This is a genomic window from Leclercia sp. LSNIH1, assembly GCF_002902985.1.
In the GTDB taxonomy this organism is placed as follows: domain Bacteria; phylum Pseudomonadota; class Gammaproteobacteria; order Enterobacterales; family Enterobacteriaceae; genus Enterobacter.
In genome coordinates, this window is record NZ_CP026167.1 from 3,636,490 (window position 1) to 3,652,824 (window position 16,335).

Sequence of the window (16,335 nt, forward strand, 5' to 3'; positions counted from 1 at the left end):
TTATTTGCTCCTTAATTTTTTGATTAACTTCATTGTTATAAAATATATTGGCATTGCTATTGATATCATTATAGATAGATCTATATCGGTATAAGCGTCATACATGGATTCTGCGTCTTCACCCCCATAGAAAAACAACGCCCATTTTGTTGCAAAATCCTCATCAATATATAATTCGGCATATGGGAAAGTGTGACCAACACAATATAACAATAAAATAAAATAAATAAATTTAATGATTTTATGCGCAATTTTTTTTAGTATTGCCGCCATCAACCACCTCCACCCATCCCCGCGCCATTAACGACCGCATACAGGGAACCTGTATAAGTGAGGTATTCATAAGCGCATTGCGGATCATCGAAAAATCTGAATTATTGGCGATAGTTATACAACCTTTGGAAACTGTACCGGGATGCAACCGGAAGTTGCCGCGCTTGACATTTTCTATCCAGGTATCATCGTCGATATTCCAGTCATCGCGCCATAACGCAAACCAGTCCGACTTGCCAAAGGCACGTCGGCCAAAAAATCTATTAGCCTCATCGTGTATTTCCGTTAGCTTCTGAGAAAAGTAGTTGCCTTCTTTGCGATCTACAATCCAATATTTTCCGGGTGGGATAGGCCCTAATTTTGCAACAGCAGCACAGTTAATATTGTTCCGGTATGCCCCTAACCCCGAATGCGCCATAAATACACCCACGCCGTACAGATTAAAAGGCGCATAGTCTGCCCCGTTGAGGATTAACTTCCCTTGCAACGCCATAGATATCCTTTTTTCAATAAGCATATGTTCGCTTATCGTACATCAACATATTCAGGCAGGGGCGAGATTATTCCAGCAACGAACTATTTTCAGAAAATCACAAGATATTTACTACAGGAAGGAATAAGAAGACAGGCGGAGTGATAATATCAGGGTCATTATAGCGAGAATATCATGCTAAACAGATGACCCTGTACCCTATGAAATTACAGGAAAGGCTTCACGTCCCCCACCCCTTCACGCAGCACAACCGGGGCATCTTCCGTTAAATCGATCACCGTGGTCGGCTGTTGGCCGAGATAGCCGCCGTGAATCACCAGCTCAACCTGTTTCTCCAGACGGTCTTTGATCTCATCGGGATCGGATTCCGTAAAGTCGCTGCCCGGTAACATCAGCGAGGTGGAGAGCATCGGCTCGCCCAGCGTCTCGAGAAGCGCCTGAGCAATCGGGTTTGACGGCACGCGCATCCCGATGGTTTTGCGTTTTTCCTGCAGCAGGCGGCGCGGCACCTCTTTCGTCCCCTTGAGGATAAAGGTGTAATTACCCGGCGTGTTATTTTTGATCAACCGAAACGCCACGTTATCCACGTAGGAGTAGGTCGATAACTCAGAGAGATCGCGGCACATCAGGGTAAAGTTATGCCCGTTAGGCAGGTTGCGGATCCGGCAGATACGCTCCATCGCGTTTTTGTCTTCGATCTTACAGCCCAGCGCATAGCCTGAGTCAGTTGGATAGACAATAACGCCACCCTTACGCACGATCTCCACGGCCTGATTAATCAAACGCGGCTGCGGATTGTCAGGATGGATATAAAAAAATTGGCTCATACTCCCCTCTCTTCAATTGGCGTTGGCTGCTCCCAGAGGTGCCACACCGGCTCGACACCGGCGGGTAACCAGAGCTTGCGTCCCAGCTCTATCCAGGGACAAGGCTGATGAAAATCAGAGCCCTGGGAGGCAAAGAGTCCATACTGGCGGGCATATTCAGCCAGCTGACTGCGCTCGTTGGGTGCCTGCTGACACTGAGCGACTTCCATCGCCTCTCCGCCGTGTTCGGCAAAGTATGCCAGCAGACGTTTCAGCCATTTGGCGGAAAGGTTATACCGCCCCGGATGGGCCAGTACCGCCTTACCACCAGAATGATGAATGACATCAATAGCTTGTTCTATTGTACACCACTGGGGAGGAACGTATCCGGTTTTCCCGCGGGCGAGATATTTTTTAAACACATCCGCAATGTTATTTGCTTTCCCGGCTTCAATCAGAAAACGGGCAAAGTGGGCGCGGGTCACCGCCCCGCCATTCGCCAGACGCAGGGCCCCTTCCCACGCGCCGGGAATATGCGCTTTCTCCAGACGTTCGGCGATCATCTCTGCCCGCTGTACACGCCGCATCTTTTGTTCATCCAGGAACGCACAGAGGGTCGGGTTCTCAATATCGATGTTTAACCCGACGATATGGATCTCGTGGTTTTCCCAGACGGTGGAAATCTCCACGCCGGTGATTAAGTTCAGGGGCAATCCGCTGCGGGCAATTTCCGCCCGCGCGGCCGCAATGGCCTCGGTGGTGTCGTGATCGGTAATGGCCAGCGTACCCACGCGCATCTCATGGGCACGATGGACAAGCTCTTCAGGCGTAAGCAGGCCATCGGAGGCCTGGGTATGGCTGTGTAAATCATAAATCACTGCGTAATTCGTGTCGCTCAAAGCGGCTCCCGTCACTGCTCGTCAATATCTGCGCCGCCATCATAACGGCATGTGGTGAAATTCTGAAATCGGGGGGTTGACATTAGGCTATCGAACTAGTTAACTAGTACGCAAGTTCACTCAACGAGGTATCTGGAAATGACCGCACATTTTTCTCTGCATAGCTGGTGGCGCACCTCCTGAATTGTCGGGCAGTGTCGTACGTCTGCGTCATGCATACAGATACCTGGCCCGCCACTGAGCGGGCTTTTTTATGAACAGAATAAAGAGAACAACATAATGCAAACAGCCAAACCGAACCTTGAACTGCTGACCCGTGAGGCGGCCTATCGCCACAATCCCACAGCCCTGTTCCATCAGGTGTGTGGCGCCCGTCCTGCCACGCTGCTGCTGGAGTCGGCGGATATCGACAGTAAAGACGATCTGAAAAGCCTGCTGCTGATCGACAGCGCCCTGCGCATCACCGCCCTGGGCAACACCGTCACCCTGAAGGCGCTTTCTGAAAACGGTGCGGCCCTGCTGTCGCTGCTGGACGATGTCCTGCCCGCGGGCATTGAGAACGAACATCGCCCGGACCAGCGGATCCTGCACTTCCCGCCGGTGAGCCAGCTGCTGGATGAAGATGCCCGCCTCTGTTCTCTGTCGGTGTTTGATGCCTTCCGCCTGCTGCAAAATCTGGTAAACGTCCCGGAAAGCGAGCGCGAAGCGATGTTCTTTGGCGGACTGTTTGCCTACGATCTGGTGGCCGGTTTTGAAGATCTCCCCGAGCTGGAGCAGGGAAACCGCTGTCCGGACTACTGCTTCTATCTGGCGGAAACCTTACTGGTGATCGACCATCAGAAAAAGTACACCCGCATTCAGGCCAGCCTGTTTACTCCGTTACTGGCGGAGAAGCAGCGCCTGGAGCAACGCATTGCCCAACTGCAGGCGCAAATGGACGAAGCCCCGCCGGCACTGCCGGTGCAGCGCGTGGAGCAGATGCGTTGCGACGTCAGCCAGACGGACGACGAATATGGCGTGGTGGTGCGCCAGATGCAGAAAGCCATTCGCGCAGGCGAGATCTTCCAGGTGGTGCCGTCCCGTCGTTTCTCCCTGCCCTGCCCGTCTCCTCTGGCGGCCTACGACGTGCTGAAGAAAAGCAACCCCAGCCCCTACATGTTCTTTATGCAGGATAACGATTTTACGCTGTTCGGCGCCTCGCCGGAGAGCTCCCTGAAGTACGACGCCACCAGCCGCCAGATTGAAATCTATCCCATTGCCGGAACCCGCCCGCGCGGTCGTCGCGCCGACGGCTCACTGGACCGCGATCTGGACAGCCGCATTGAGCTGGAGATGCGCACAGACCAGAAAGAGATGTCCGAACACCTGATGCTGGTGGACCTGGCCCGTAACGACCTGGCGCGCATCTGCACCCCGGGCAGCCGTTACGTCGCCGACTTAACCAAAGTGGACCGTTACTCCTTCGTGATGCATCTGGTCTCCCGCGTGGTGGGCGAGCTGCGTCAGGATCTGGACGTGCTACACGCCTACCGCGCCTGCATGAACATGGGCACCCTGAGCGGCGCGCCAAAAGTCCGTGCCATGCAGCTGATTGCCCAGGCCGAAGGCCGTCGTCGCGGCAGCTACGGCGGCGCGGTGGGTTACTTCACCGCCCACGGCGATCTGGATACCTGCATCGTGATCCGCTCCGCCTACGTTGAAGAAGGCATTGCCACCGTCCAGGCGGGTGCCGGCATCGTTCTCGACTCCGTTCCGCAGTCTGAAGCTGACGAAACCCGTAACAAGGCCCGCGCGGTACTGCGCGCCATTGCGACTGCCCATCACGCACAGGAGATTTTCTGATGGCTGACATTCTGCTGCTCGATAATATCGACTCCTTTACCTATAACCTGGCGGATCAGCTGCGTGCTAACGGTCACAACGTGGTGATTTACCGTAACCATGTCCCGGCTCAGACCTTAATCGACCGTCTGGCCACCATGCAAAACCCGGTGCTGATGCTCTCCCCGGGGCCTGGCGCGCCGAGCGAAGCAGGCTGTATGCCGGAGCTGCTGACCCGCCTGCGCGGCAAGCTGCCAATCATCGGCATCTGCCTGGGCCATCAGGCGATTGTTGAGGCTTACGGCGGCTACGTCGGCCAGGCCGGTGAGATCCTGCACGGGAAAGCCTCCAGCATTGAACACGACGGCCAGGCGATGTTTGCCGGGCTGATGAATCCCCTGCCGGTGGCGCGTTACCACTCGCTGGTGGGCAGCAACATCCCGGCGGGCCTGACGATCAACGCCCATTACAACGGGATGGTAATGGCGGTACGTCACGACGCGGACCGGGTTTGCGGGATGCAGTTCCACCCGGAATCCATTCTGACCTCCCAGGGCGCGCGCCTGCTGGAGCAGACCCTGAACTGGGCGCTGCAGAAACTGGAGCAGACCAACACTCTGCAGCCGATTCTGGAAAAACTCTACCAGGCGCAGACCCTGAGCCAGCAGGAGAGCCACCAGCTCTTCTCCGCCGTGGTACGCGGTGAGCTGAAGCCTGAGCAGCTGGCTGCCGCGCTGGTGAGCATGAAAGTGCGCGGTGAACAGCCGCAGGAGATTGCCGGTGCCGCCACCGCATTGCTGGAAAACGCCGCCCCGTTCCCGCGCCCGGACTACCTCTTCGCGGATATCGTCGGTACCGGCGGTGACGGCAGTAACAGCATCAACATCTCCACCGCCAGCGCCTTTGTCGCTGCCGCCTGTGGGCTGAAGGTGGCGAAGCACGGCAACCGCAGCGTCTCCAGCCGTTCCGGTTCGTCGGATCTGCTGGCCGCCTTCGGGATTAATCTGGACATGAATGCGGAGAAATCCCGCGATGCGCTGGACGAACTGGGCGTCTGTTTCCTGTTCGCGCCGAAGTATCACACTGGCTTCCGCCATGCCATGCCGGTGCGTCAGCAGCTGAAGACCCGCACCCTGTTTAATGTGCTTGGGCCACTGATCAACCCGGCGCACCCGCCGCTGGCGCTGATTGGTGTCTACAGCCCTGAACTGGTGCTGCCGATCGCCGAAACCCTGCGGGTGCTCGGTTATCAGCGAGCGGCGGTGGTTCACAGCGGCGGAATGGACGAAGTCTCGCTCCATGCGCCGACGCTGGTGGCCGAACTGCACAACGGTGAAATCAAAAACTATCAGCTTGACGCAGCAGACTTTGGTTTAACCCCGTATCACCAGGAACAACTTGCGGGCGGCACCCCGGAAGAAAACCGTGACATTCTGACCCGCCTGTTACAAGGTAAAGGTGAACCAGCGCATGAGGCCGCTGTCGCCGCTAACGTCGCCATGCTGATGCGTCTGCACGGCGAAGAGGATTTACAGGTCAACGCGCAAAAAGTGATTGATGTGCTGCGCTCCGGCGCAGCCTACGACCGAGTGACCGCACTTGCGGCAAGAGGGTAAACAATGCAGACCGTATTAGCGAAAATCGTTGCCGATAAGGCCATCTGGGTTGAAGCGCGGAAACAGCAGCAGCCGCTCGCCAGTTTCCAGAATGACGTGGTACCGAGCAGCCGTCGTTTTTATGATGCCCTGCGGGGCGCGCGCACCGCATTTATCCTGGAGTGCAAAAAGGCCTCCCCGTCGAAAGGGGTGATCCGCGACGATTTCGACCCGGCGAAGATCGCCGCCATCTATAAGCACCACGCTTCGGCTATTTCGGTGCTGACCGATGAGAAATATTTTCAGGGAAGTTTTGATTTTCTGCCCATCGTCAGCGGCATCGCGCCGCAGCCGATTTTGTGCAAAGACTTTATCATCGACCCGTATCAAATCTGGCTGGCGCGTTTTTATCAGGCCGACGCCTGCCTGCTGATGCTCTCGGTCCTGGACGATGAACAGTACCGCCAGCTTGCTGCGGTCGCGCACAGCCTGAACATGGGTGTGCTGACAGAAGTGAGCAACGAAGAGGAGCTGGAGCGCGCTATCGCCCTCGAGGCCAAAGTGGTCGGGATCAATAACCGCGACCTGCGCGATCTCTCCATCGACCTGAACCGCACCCGCCAGCTGGCCCCGCGTCTGGGCGCAGGCGTAACGGTGATTAGCGAGTCCGGGATCAACAGTTATGCCCAGGTTCGCGAGCTGAGCCACTTCGCCAACGGCTTCCTGATTGGGTCGGCGATGATGGAGCAGGACGATCTCAGCGCCGCGGTACGTCGCGTGCTGCTAGGGGAGAACAAGGTCTGCGGCCTGACGCGTCCACAGGATGCCGCCGCGGCTTATGAAGCGGGCGCCATTTACGGCGGGCTGATCTTCGTTGATGCCTCCCCGCGCAACGTGACCGAGGCGCAGGCGCACGAGGTGATCGCCGCCGCCCCGTTACAGTATGTGGGCGTCTTCCGTAATGGTGCCATCGAACAGGTGGCTGCCACGGCAGAGTCGCTTTCCCTGACCGCCGTCCAGCTGCACGGCAGCGAAGATCAGGCGTATATCGATGCCCTGCGTGAAAGGCTAAAACCGCAGGTGCAAATCTGGAAAGCGCTGAGCGTGGCCGACACCCTGCCGCCGCGCACGCTGCAGCATGTTGATAAGTATGTGCTGGATAATGGCCAGGGCGGAACCGGGCAGCGTTTTGACTGGTCGCTGCTCCAGGGCGAGAAGCTGGATAACGTCCTGCTCGCCGGGGGCTTAAGCCCCGATAACTGCGTTGAGGCCGCCAAAGCGGGCTGCGCAGGTCTCGATTTTAATTCAGGCGTTGAGTCGCAGCCGGGCATAAAAGATGCCAGCAAACTGGCTTCGGTGTTCAAAACGCTGCGTGCATATTAAGGAAGAGAAGATGACCACATTATTAAATCCCTATTTTGGTGAGTTTGGCGGCATGTATGTGCCGCAAATCCTGATGCCCGCCCTGCGCCAGCTTGAAGAGGCGTTCGTGAGTGCGCAAAAAGATCCGCTCTTCCAGGCTGAGTTCACCGACCTGCTGAAAAACTACGCCGGACGCCCTACGGCCCTGACCAAATGCCGCAACCTGACAGAGGGGACGAATACCACCCTGTATCTGAAGCGTGAAGATCTGCTCCACGGCGGCGCACATAAAACCAACCAGGTGCTGGGGCAGGCGCTGCTGGCAAAACGGATGGGTAAAACCGAAATCATTGCCGAAACCGGGGCCGGTCAGCACGGCGTGGCGTCGGCGCTGGCCAGCGCCCTGCTCGGTCTGAAATGCCGTATCTACATGGGGGCAAAAGACGTTGAGCGTCAGTCGCCGAACGTCTTCCGTATGCGTCTGATGGGCGCGGAAGTAATCCCGGTGCACAGTGGCTCGGCCACCCTGAAAGATGCCTGTAACGAGGCGCTGCGCGACTGGTCCGGTAACTATGAAAACGCCCACTATATGCTCGGTACCGCCGCGGGCCCGCACCCGTTCCCGACCATCGTGCGTGAATTCCAGCGCATGATCGGCGAAGAGACCAAAGCGCAGATCCTCGAAAAAGAGGGGCGCCTGCCGGATGCGGTGATCGCCTGCGTGGGCGGCGGCTCTAACGCCATCGGCATGTTTGCTGACTTCATCGACGATACCCGTGTGGGGCTGATCGGCGTTGAACCTGCTGGTCACGGGATTGAAACCGGCGAGCACGGTGCGCCACTGAAGCATGGCCGCGTGGGCATCTACTTCGGCATGAAAGCGCCGATGATGCAGACCGACGAAGGCCAGATTGAAGAGTCGTACTCCATCTCTGCCGGGCTGGACTTCCCGTCCGTGGGGCCGCAGCACGCGCACCTGAACAGCATCGGTCGCGCCGAGTACGTCTCAATTACCGATGACGAAGCGCTGGAAGCGTTCAAGACCCTGTGCCGTAAGGAGGGGATTATCCCGGCGCTGGAATCTTCCCACGCCCTGGCCCATGCCCTGAAAATGATCAAAGAGAACCCGGAAAAAGAGCAACTGCTGGTGGTGAACCTGTCCGGTCGCGGTGATAAAGACATCTTCACCGTTCACGATATTCTGAAAGCACGAGGGGAAATCTGATGGAACGTTACGATAACGTGTTTGCTGAACTTAAGGCCCGCAAGGAAGGCGCGTTTGTTCCCTTCGTCACGCTGGGCGACCCCTCTCCGGAGCAGTCGCTGAAAATCATCGACGCCCTGGTTGAAGCGGGCGCCGACGCGCTGGAGCTGGGCATCCCCTTCTCCGATCCGTTGGCCGATGGCCCGACCATTCAGAGTGCCACCCTGCGCGCCTTTGCCGCAGGCGTGACCCCGACCCAGTGCTTCGAGATGCTGGCAACCATCCGTCAGAAATACCCGGCGATGCCCATCGGCCTGCTGATGTACGCTAACCTGGTCTTTAACCGCGGCATTGACGAGTTCTACGCCGAGTGCGCGCGCGTGGGCGTGGATTCGGTGCTGGTCGCCGATGTCCCGGTCGAGGAGTCTGCCCCGTTCCGCCAGGCGGCGATGCGTCACAACGTTGCGCCGATCTTTATCTGCCCACCGAATGCCGATGATAACCTGCTGCGCCAGATCGCCTCCCACGGTCGCGGCTATACCTACCTGCTGTCCCGCGCCGGCGTTACCGGTGCGGAGAACAAAGCCGCCCTGCCGCTGCACCATCTGGTGGAAAAACTGACGGAGTACAATGCCGCACCGCCGCTGCAGGGCTTTGGTATTTCAGCGCCTGAGCAGGTGACCGCGGCGCTGGGCGCCGGGGCGGCCGGGGCGATTTCCGGCTCGGCGATCGTCAAAATTATCGAGAACAATGTCGATAAGCCTGAACAGATGTTGAGCGAACTGAAGGCCTTTGTCAGCGCCATGAAAGCCGCAACCCGTCCGCAGTAAAAGAGTCGCCGTCTGGTTTTTTACCAGGCGGCTTTACGCATAAATTGATCCCTTCGATCTTTAACGCAGTTAATCCTTTTCAAACGCGATTCCCGGCGTATCATCCTCACGTTTTATAACACTTCCTCCTTAAACCTTCTGAGTTCAGAGGCTTAACTATGTCATGGCAATACTTTAAGCAGACTTATTTAATTAAGTTCTGGTCACCTGTTCCTGCCGTTATCGCTGCCGGGATCCTCTCCACCTACTATTTTGGTATCACCGGCACCTTCTGGGCGGTTACGGGTGAATTTACCCGTTGGGGCGGGCAGTTGCTGCAACTGGCGGGCGTTCACACCGAAGCGTGGGGTTACTTCAAACTCATTCACCTTGATGGCTCCCCACTCACACGCATCGACGGCATGATGATCATCGGTATGTTCGGCGGCTGTTTTGCTGCCGCACTCTGGGCAAACAACGTCAAGCTGCGCATGCCGCACAGCCGGATCCGCATCGCCCAGGCGGTGGTTGGCGGTATCATCGCCGGGTTTGGTGCGCGCCTGGCGATGGGCTGTAACCTTGCGGCTTTCTTCACCGGGATCCCGCAGTTCTCCCTCCACGCCTGGTTTTTTGCTCTCGCCACCGCCGTCGGCTCGTACTTTGGCGCGCGCTTTACCCTGCTGCCCCTGTTCCGTATTCCGGTCAAAATGCAAAAAGTGAGCGCCGCCTCGCCGTTAACGCAGAAGCCGGATCAGGCCCGTCGTCGCTTTCGTCTCGGTATGCTGGTCTTCTTCGGCATGCTGGCCTGGGCGCTCTGTACCGCGCTGAACCAGCCGAAGCTCGGGCTGGCGATGCTGTTCGGTGTCGGATTTGGTCTGCTGATTGAACGGGCGCAGATCTGCTTTACCTCCGCGTTTCGCGATATGTGGATCACCGGACGCACCATGATGGCGAAGGCGATTATCGCCGGGATGGCGGTGAGCGCCATCGGGATCTTCAGCTACGTCCAGCTGGGTGTCGCGCCTAAAATCATGTGGGCCGGGCCAAACGCCGTGATCGGCGGGCTACTGTTTGGCTTTGGGATTGTGCTGGCGGGCGGCTGCGAGACCGGGTGGATGTACCGCGCGGTGGAAGGCCAGGTGCACTACTGGTGGGTTGGTCTGGGTAATGTGATTGGCTCGACCCTGCTGGCTTACTGGTGGGATGATTTATCCCCCGCGCTGGCGACCAACTGGGACAAGGTTAATCTTCTCAACACCTTTGGCCCGCTGGGTGGATTACTGGTGACCTACATTTTGCTGCTGGTCGCCTTTTTGCTGGTGCTGGCGCAGGAGAAACGATTCTTCCGCCGCGCTGCCATGAAAACTGACATTCGTGAGGAAGCCGCATGAAAGCGATCGTTCCCGACTACCGCCTCGATATGCTGGGTGAACCTTGCCCGTACCCGGCGGTTGCCACGCTTGAGGCGATGCCGCAACTGAAAAAGGGCGAGATCCTGGAGGTGGTGAGCGACTGCCCTCAATCCATCAACAATATTCCCCTGGACGCCAGAAACCACGGCTATACGGTACTGGATATTCAACAGGATGGGCCGACCATCCGCTATCTCATCCAGAAATAATAAGAGGGTGGCGCCAGGCCACCCTTTCTTAAGTATTAATCCCATTTTCTCCAGGATATCCCTGTTGAGTCTATGCTTAACATTGACTACAAAAGGAGAACGTTATGTCAGACCAAAATCTTGATAATGATGCACAATATGCAGGTGAAAAAGCGAAGAACAAACTGGATGAATTCGCCGGCGCTGCGCAGCAGCAGTTTGGCGAGGCCGTTGATTCGCCAAAACATCAGCTGAAGGGTGCCGGGCGCAAATATGCTGCACAGGCAAGCGACGTTGTTACTGATGTTACCGACGCAGTAAAAAATAACCCTCTTACCGGCCTGATCGCCGCGGGTGCGGTGGGTATTGTTCTTGGCCTGCTGTTAGGGCGTAAATAAAAAAAGGCCCCTCGGGGCCTTCTTATTTTCAGAAGCGGTATCCCGCCGAGAACATAAACACCCACGGATCCAGACGGGTATTGATATTTTGCTGCTGATCCCCCGCCTTAAAGCGCACCTCGGTGTCGATATCCATGTACCAGACCGACATATTAATCAGCCAGTCGCGGTTGATGAGGTAATCCAGCCCCACCTGCCCCGCCATACCCCATGAATCTTTCAGGCTCAGATCGGAAAGGCCAGCCGCTTTACCGGTGTCGTTAAACTTCTCATCAAAGAAGGTGGTGTAGTTAACCCCGGCGCCAACGTAGGGGCGAACCTTGCTGCCTGCATCACCGAAATACCACTGGGCCATCAGGGTCGGCGGCAGATGGTGAACCGTGGCGATATCCCCGGTTGGGCCCGTACCGACTTTATGGCGAAACGGCGTGGCCGCCAGCAGTTCAACGCCGACGTTGTCGGTCGCCATCCAGGTAAAGGTCATCCCCGCCTGGGTATTGTTACTGACGTTAAAACCGCCCAGACCCAGAACATTGTCCGAGCCTTCCGTTGGACGTACCGTCGCCGTCCCGAGACGGAAAAAGAACTCACCTGCTTCGTGGGCCATTGCGCCGCCGGAAAGCGTACTCAGAATCAATGCTGCCACCGCTGCTTTTTTCATATCCATTCCCTCGTTATGGTTTTATTCAGGAACGGAATATACCCACAAATGATTAATAAGTGATCTTGCATTGATCACACTAAATTCAGTGATTTAACATTCATTGATCTAAATTAATTTTTTTCACAACTGGCAAAAATTGGTAGGCAGGGTCTGGATCAATTTTGCCATTTCGGACACAAAACGCCGCGCTTGCCCACAACCGCGCAAAATGGCAGCGACGCATTACGGGCGCTTTACAAAGATATGCTTTTCCATACAAGGCTTGATACTGCCACCGTACACTTATCCAGGGTACAATTGCCCGCTAATTAACACCTGCAATACTCAAGGAGAGTGCATGTCTATCACGGCGAAGTCTGTCTACCGTGACACGGGGAATTTTTTCCGCAATCAGTTCGTTACCTTTTTACTGATCGCCTTGTTGTGCGCATTTATCACGGTGGTACTTGGTCATGCTTTTTCGCCGAGTGAGGAGCAAATTGCCAGCCTGAGCGAAGGCGATCAAATCGCCAGCAGCGTTGGTCTGTTTGAGATGGTGCAGAACATGACTCCGGAACAGCAGCAGATCCTGTTGCGGGCTTCTGCGGCCTCGACCTTTTCCGGTCTTATCGGCAATGCCATTCTGGCAGGCGGCGTGCTGCTGATGATCCAGCTGGTCTCTGCCGGGCAGCGCGTCAGCGCGCTGCGGGCGATAGGTGCCAGCGCGCCGCTGCTGCCCAGGCTGTTCATTCTGATCTTTTTAACCACCATGCTGGTGCAATTAGGGATTATGCTGGTTGTGGTGCCGGGCGTGCTGTTGGCGATTGTGCTCGCCTTCGCCCCCGTGATGCTGGTACAGGACCGCATGGGCATTTTTGTCGCCATGCGTAGCAGTATCCGGCTGGCATGGTCTAATATGCGTCTGGTCGCGCCAGCGGTAATGAGCTGGCTGCTGGCGAAAACCCTGCTGCTGCTGTTTGCACCCAATCTTGCCGTTCTGACGCCTAACGTTGGTGCTGTTGTGGCGAATACCCTGAGCAACCTCATCTCCGCTGTCTTGCTCGTTTATTTGTTCCGCCTGTACACGTTAATTCGCCAGTAATTTTTCTGATGGCCTGTTCAGAACGTACAGGCCGTCGCTGATAGATGGAATCGAAGAATGAAGCAGTTTCTTGATTTTTTACCCCTGGTTGTCTTTTTTGCTTTCTATAAGCTGTATGACATTTACGCCGCGACCACTGCCCTGATTGTCGCCACCGCAGTCGTGCTGATTTACAGCTGGGTGCGCTACCGCAAGGTTGAAAAAATGGCCCTGATCACCTTTGTGCTGGTGGCCGTCTTTGGCGGGCTGACCGTCTTTTTCCACAACGATGAGTTCATCAAGTGGAAAGTGACCGTAATTTATGTGCTGTTTGCCGGCGCCCTGCTGTTCAGCCAGTGGGTGATGAAAAAGCCGCTTATCCAGCGCATGCTGGGTAAAGAGCTGGCGCTGCCGCAGGCGGTCTGGTCGCGCCTGAATATCGCCTGGGCGGTATTCTTTATTCTCTGTGGTCTGGCGAATATCTATATCGCTTTCTGGCTGCCGCAGAATATCTGGGTCAACTTTAAAGTCTTTGGTCTGACCGCCCTAACGCTGATTTTCACCCTCCTGAGCGGCATCTACATCTATCGCCACATGCCACAGGATGACAAGCAGTAATCCTTCCGCCAGGCTTGATAAGCCTGGCGTTTTTCTTCTGTTCTCTCCGGCAGCAAATCATAGTAGCATCCCGCCTGAAGTCCTCCGTAATAAGTAGAGTTCATAATGACAACAACGAACGCCCCGCAGGGCGAACTGGTTTTACGCACACTTGCAATGCCCGCCGACACCAATGCGAACGGCGATATTTTTGGCGGCTGGTTAATGTCGCAGATGGATATGGGCGGGGCGATCCTCGCTAAAGAGATTGCCCATGGCCGCGTGGTGACGGTCCGGGTTGATGGTATGACCTTTCTGCGGCCTGTCGCGGTGGGTGATGTGGTCTGCTGTTACGCCCGTTGCGTGAAGCGGGGAAATACCTCGGTGTCGATCAATATTGAAGTATGGGTGAAGAAGGTCTCTTCGGAACCGATCGGCCAGCGCTATAAGGCAACCGAAGCGCTCTTTATTTACGTGGCGGTGGATAGCGAAGGTAAACCGCGTGCATTACCGCAGGCATAAAAAAAGCCTCCCGATTGGGAGGCTTTTTTCATTATTCCATCTGAGCCCCGCCGTTGAGGCGGAAAACAATATTGACGATGAGTCCACTGCCTGGCTTACCGGCTTCGTAGCGCCATTTACGCATCGCGTTTTTCACATCACGCTCGAACATGTTTGACGGCTGCGCGGAGAGGATCTGGACATTATCCACACGTCCGTCGGCGGTGACGTCAAATTTCACCCGCACACGCCCTTCAATACGCAGAGCCTGCGCGCGCGACGGATATTGCGGCTGGTTACGGCTCAACGCACGTGGACCCGGCGGCGCCGCCGGAACCGGCTTAGCGGTAACTGGCGCGGAGTTCATGACCGGGCGAGCCGGGGCTGCGCGCTCAACGGGCTGCGTGGTACGTGGCTCAACCGGGCGCTCTTGACGCTTCGGACGCTCTTCCACCTTTTTCACCGGCTTCGGTTTCGGCTTCGGTTTTGGCTTGGGCTCCGGTTTGTGGATCACCACAGGCGCTTCTTTTGGCGGCTCAGGAACAACTTCAGGTTCTGGTTCCGGCTCGGGTTCGGGCTCTGCAACAGGCTCCGGTGGAGGCGCGACCTGTACGGGCTCCAGCTCCGCAGGCGTTACCATGGTCACCGAAATCGGCTGCGCGGGCGCTGGCATTTCAATAACCTGATGTACCGATGTGTAAAGCAGACCCGCCACCACGGCTCCGTGAATTCCGACGGACAACAGCGTCGGCCAGGGAAAGCGGCGAGGTAAATCGAGGGTCATTGAAGTCATAATCGTTTCAGTTAAAAAGCCAGGCCCTGATTTTAAATGCAAATAGCAATCATATTCAATAAGCCAGTTAAACTTCGCCCGATTTTACCGTCCAGCAGGCGAAAAAAGGCACATCAGGCGCAAGGTTTTAACAATGTTGCCATCTTTACATTGCAGTCACCTGCACTTTCACATAACGTAATTCCCACTTTTATCGGTTAAGGAGCTCCGCTGTGCTTTACGTGATTTTTGCTGCAGATGTCGCTGATTCTCTGGAAAAACGTCTCTCCGTACGCCCTGCCCACCTTGCGCGCTTACAGCTGCTGCATGACGAAGGCAGATTATTGACCGCAGGCCCGATGCCTGCCGTCGACAGCAACGATCCGGGCGCGGCTGGCTTTACCGGCTCGACGGTGATTGCCGAATTTGAATCGCTCGAAGCGGCACAGGCCTGGGCGCAGGACGACCCGTATGTGGCGGCAGGCGTGTATGATAACGTCGTAGTGAAGCCGTTTAAAAAAGTTTTCTAGGATAAAAAAAGGCTCCGTACCAGGAGCCTTTTCTTATTAGTTCAGCGATGCCAGCCGCGCCGCAAAGCCAACAAACAGTAATCCAATTAAACCATTTCCCAGCTTCGCCAGTTTCTTTTTGGTTTTCAGGTAGCGCGTAACAAACGCGCCGGAGAAGATCAGGAAGCTCATATAGATAAAACTGATGACTTCCAGCGTGACCGCGAGGATCATAAAAGCGACGCCGGTGTGCTTCGCGTGAACGTCAATAAACTGCACAAAGAATGAGACATAAAACAAAATCGCCTTCGGGTTGGTCATACTCAGCACCAGCGAGCGTTTCATTATGGTTTTAGCCGGTTCGAGACCGCCAGCATCGCCCTGCTGTGTATGCCTTATTACCGACCAGAGCATTTTGCCGCCCAGCCATAACAGATAGAACGCCCCGAGATAGCGCACAATATTAAACAGCATTGGCGTGGTCTGGATCAGCGCCGCGACCCCCGCCCATGCCAGAAACATCAGTACCGCATCGCCAATAAATACGCCACTGGCGGCAAGATAGCCCTTTTTCACACCGTGACCAATACCGGTCTTTAAAACGAATAAGGTATTAGGCCCAGGAACCAGAACAATAAAAATAGCCCCGACAACATAGGTCCAGAAATTCAGTACACCCAAATCCGCAAACACCTCATCCTCCTTTTTGACGTAGCGAATAAAAAACATCGGGCACCTCTGTGGGTGCCCTTGTGTCATTCAGTAATCCTGAACGGCGAACAGCAACGCATTGCGATGACGGTTCATACTGCATTTTCTGATGGCGTGGATACGCATATTACGGCGGGATTGTGCTTCCAGCCAACGCGCTTTGCGACGACTTGTCTGTCGCAACATGCGCCAGCGCCCTACTTCTGTTCTACTGCGCTTCATGTTACCAACTCTTCACAAAACAGAGCGTTCATTATAGTC

20 protein-coding genes, 1 pseudogene and 1 other annotated feature are annotated in these 16,335 nt (G+C 55.8%); of the genes and pseudogenes, 13 read left to right on the top strand and 8 right to left on the bottom strand.

The window, feature by feature from the left end; all coding sequences use genetic code 11:
* The 4 genes from C2U54_RS18005 to rnm form a co-directional block, all read right to left on the bottom strand.
* Nucleotides 1-273, bottom strand: coding sequence for a hypothetical protein (locus C2U54_RS18005; protein ID WP_103179895.1), 273 nt, complete (start codon nucleotides 271-273; stop codon nucleotides 1-3).
* Complete coding sequence (locus C2U54_RS18010) at nucleotides 242-766, bottom strand: DUF2778 domain-containing protein (protein ID WP_103179896.1); 525 nt, start codon at nucleotides 764-766, stop codon at nucleotides 242-244. The genes C2U54_RS18005 and C2U54_RS18010 overlap by 32 nt, the downstream gene beginning before the upstream one ends.
* Before the next feature lie 206 nt (nucleotides 767-972).
* Complete coding sequence (locus C2U54_RS18015) at nucleotides 973-1,593, bottom strand: L-threonylcarbamoyladenylate synthase (RefSeq protein ID WP_103179897.1); 621 nt, start codon at nucleotides 1,591-1,593, stop codon at nucleotides 973-975.
* Nucleotides 1,590-2,471: an RNase RNM gene (gene rnm / locus C2U54_RS18020; protein ID WP_103179898.1), complete on the bottom strand. Its 882-nt coding sequence runs from the start codon at nucleotides 2,469-2,471 to the stop codon at nucleotides 1,590-1,592. The genes C2U54_RS18015 and rnm overlap by 4 nt, the downstream gene beginning before the upstream one ends.
* A gap of 159 nt (nucleotides 2,472-2,630) precedes the next feature.
* Nucleotides 2,631-2,726: a sequence feature (Trp leader region), on the top strand.
* Between the two features lie 24 nt (nucleotides 2,727-2,750).
* On the opposite strand from rnm, the gene C2U54_RS18025 reads away from it, so the two are divergent.
* The 8 genes from C2U54_RS18025 to C2U54_RS18060 all read left to right on the top strand — a co-directional run bounded on the left by C2U54_RS18025 (nucleotide 2,751) and on the right by C2U54_RS18060 (nucleotide 11,260).
* A complete protein-coding gene (locus tag C2U54_RS18025) occupies nucleotides 2,751-4,313 on the top strand; it encodes an anthranilate synthase component 1 (RefSeq protein ID WP_103179899.1) in 1,563 nt (520 codons plus the stop codon).
* Nucleotides 4,313-5,908 carry a bifunctional anthranilate synthase glutamate amidotransferase component TrpG/anthranilate phosphoribosyltransferase TrpD gene (gene trpD, locus C2U54_RS18030; RefSeq protein ID WP_103179900.1) on the top strand — a complete coding sequence of 532 codons (1,596 nt, stop codon included), beginning with the start codon at nucleotides 4,313-4,315 and terminating at the stop codon, nucleotides 5,906-5,908. The genes C2U54_RS18025 and trpD overlap by 1 nt, the downstream gene beginning before the upstream one ends.
* A gap of 3 nt (nucleotides 5,909-5,911) precedes the next feature.
* Nucleotides 5,912-7,270, top strand: coding sequence for a bifunctional indole-3-glycerol-phosphate synthase TrpC/phosphoribosylanthranilate isomerase TrpF (gene trpCF, locus C2U54_RS18035; protein WP_103179901.1), 1,359 nt, complete (start codon nucleotides 5,912-5,914; stop codon nucleotides 7,268-7,270).
* A gap of 10 nt (nucleotides 7,271-7,280) precedes the next feature.
* Nucleotides 7,281-8,474 (top strand): tryptophan synthase subunit beta, encoded by a 1,194-nt coding sequence (trpB, locus tag C2U54_RS18040; RefSeq protein ID WP_103179902.1) that lies wholly within the window; start codon nucleotides 7,281-7,283, stop codon nucleotides 8,472-8,474.
* Nucleotides 8,474-9,283: a tryptophan synthase subunit alpha gene (gene trpA, locus C2U54_RS18045; protein ID WP_103179903.1), complete on the top strand. Its 810-nt coding sequence runs from the start codon at nucleotides 8,474-8,476 to the stop codon at nucleotides 9,281-9,283. Before trpB ends, trpA begins: the two co-directional genes overlap by 1 nt.
* 158 nt (nucleotides 9,284-9,441) lie before the next feature.
* Nucleotides 9,442-10,653 carry a selenium metabolism membrane protein YedE/FdhT gene (yedE, locus tag C2U54_RS18050; protein ID WP_103179904.1) on the top strand — a complete coding sequence of 404 codons (1,212 nt, stop codon included), beginning with the start codon at nucleotides 9,442-9,444 and terminating at the stop codon, nucleotides 10,651-10,653.
* Nucleotides 10,650-10,883, top strand: coding sequence for a sulfurtransferase-like selenium metabolism protein YedF (gene yedF, locus C2U54_RS18055; protein ID WP_103179905.1), 234 nt, complete (start codon nucleotides 10,650-10,652; stop codon nucleotides 10,881-10,883). Before yedE ends, yedF begins: the two co-directional genes overlap by 4 nt.
* A 104-nt stretch (nucleotides 10,884-10,987) precedes the next feature.
* Nucleotides 10,988-11,260: a DUF883 family protein gene (locus C2U54_RS18060; protein WP_103179906.1), complete on the top strand. Its 273-nt coding sequence runs from the start codon at nucleotides 10,988-10,990 to the stop codon at nucleotides 11,258-11,260.
* A gap of 28 nt (nucleotides 11,261-11,288) precedes the next feature.
* On the opposite strand, the gene ompW is transcribed toward C2U54_RS18060, so the two are convergent.
* The gene (ompW, locus tag C2U54_RS18065; protein ID WP_103179907.1) at nucleotides 11,289-11,921 is read right to left on the bottom strand and encodes an outer membrane protein OmpW; all 633 of its coding nucleotides are present in this window, start codon (nucleotides 11,919-11,921) and stop codon (nucleotides 11,289-11,291) included.
* 225 nt (nucleotides 11,922-12,146) lie between these two features.
* Here ompW and C2U54_RS18070 point away from each other — a divergent pair.
* The 4 genes and pseudogenes from C2U54_RS18070 to yciA all read left to right on the top strand — a co-directional run.
* Nucleotides 12,147-12,236 (top strand): annotated as a pseudogene (locus C2U54_RS18070) (YkgJ family cysteine cluster protein); the annotation flags it as partial.
* 25 nt (nucleotides 12,237-12,261) lie between these two features.
* Nucleotides 12,262-13,005 carry a YciC family protein gene (locus C2U54_RS18075; RefSeq protein WP_103179908.1) on the top strand — a complete coding sequence of 248 codons (744 nt, stop codon included), beginning with the start codon at nucleotides 12,262-12,264 and terminating at the stop codon, nucleotides 13,003-13,005.
* Between the two features lie 57 nt (nucleotides 13,006-13,062).
* Nucleotides 13,063-13,602, top strand: a complete 540-nt coding sequence (locus C2U54_RS18080; RefSeq protein ID WP_103179909.1) for a septation protein A — start codon at nucleotides 13,063-13,065, stop codon at nucleotides 13,600-13,602.
* A 105-nt stretch (nucleotides 13,603-13,707) separates the two neighbouring features.
* A complete protein-coding gene (yciA, locus tag C2U54_RS18085) occupies nucleotides 13,708-14,103 on the top strand; it encodes an acyl-CoA thioester hydrolase YciA (RefSeq protein ID WP_103179910.1) in 396 nt (131 codons plus the stop codon).
* A gap of 31 nt (nucleotides 14,104-14,134) precedes the next feature.
* Here the strand turns inward: yciA and tonB are convergent, their stop codons facing one another.
* Nucleotides 14,135-14,866, bottom strand: coding sequence for a TonB system transport protein TonB (gene tonB, locus C2U54_RS18090; protein WP_103181096.1), 732 nt, complete (start codon nucleotides 14,864-14,866; stop codon nucleotides 14,135-14,137).
* A gap of 221 nt (nucleotides 14,867-15,087) precedes the next feature.
* On the opposite strand from tonB, the gene C2U54_RS18095 reads away from it, so the two are divergent.
* The gene (locus tag C2U54_RS18095) at nucleotides 15,088-15,384 is read left to right on the top strand and encodes a YciI family protein (protein WP_032611245.1); all 297 of its coding nucleotides are present in this window, start codon (nucleotides 15,088-15,090) and stop codon (nucleotides 15,382-15,384) included.
* 36 nt (nucleotides 15,385-15,420) lie between these two features.
* Here the strand turns inward: C2U54_RS18095 and leuE are convergent, their stop codons facing one another.
* Both leuE and C2U54_RS27305 read right to left on the bottom strand, forming a co-directional pair.
* On the bottom strand, nucleotides 15,421-16,056 hold the full coding sequence (gene leuE / locus C2U54_RS18100) for a leucine efflux protein LeuE (RefSeq protein WP_103181097.1): 636 nt from the start codon (nucleotides 16,054-16,056) through the stop codon (nucleotides 15,421-15,423).
* A gap of 66 nt (nucleotides 16,057-16,122) precedes the next feature.
* Nucleotides 16,123-16,296: a YciY family protein gene (locus tag C2U54_RS27305; protein WP_139156347.1), complete on the bottom strand. Its 174-nt coding sequence runs from the start codon at nucleotides 16,294-16,296 to the stop codon at nucleotides 16,123-16,125.
* Nucleotides 16,297-16,335 lie beyond the last annotated feature (39 nt).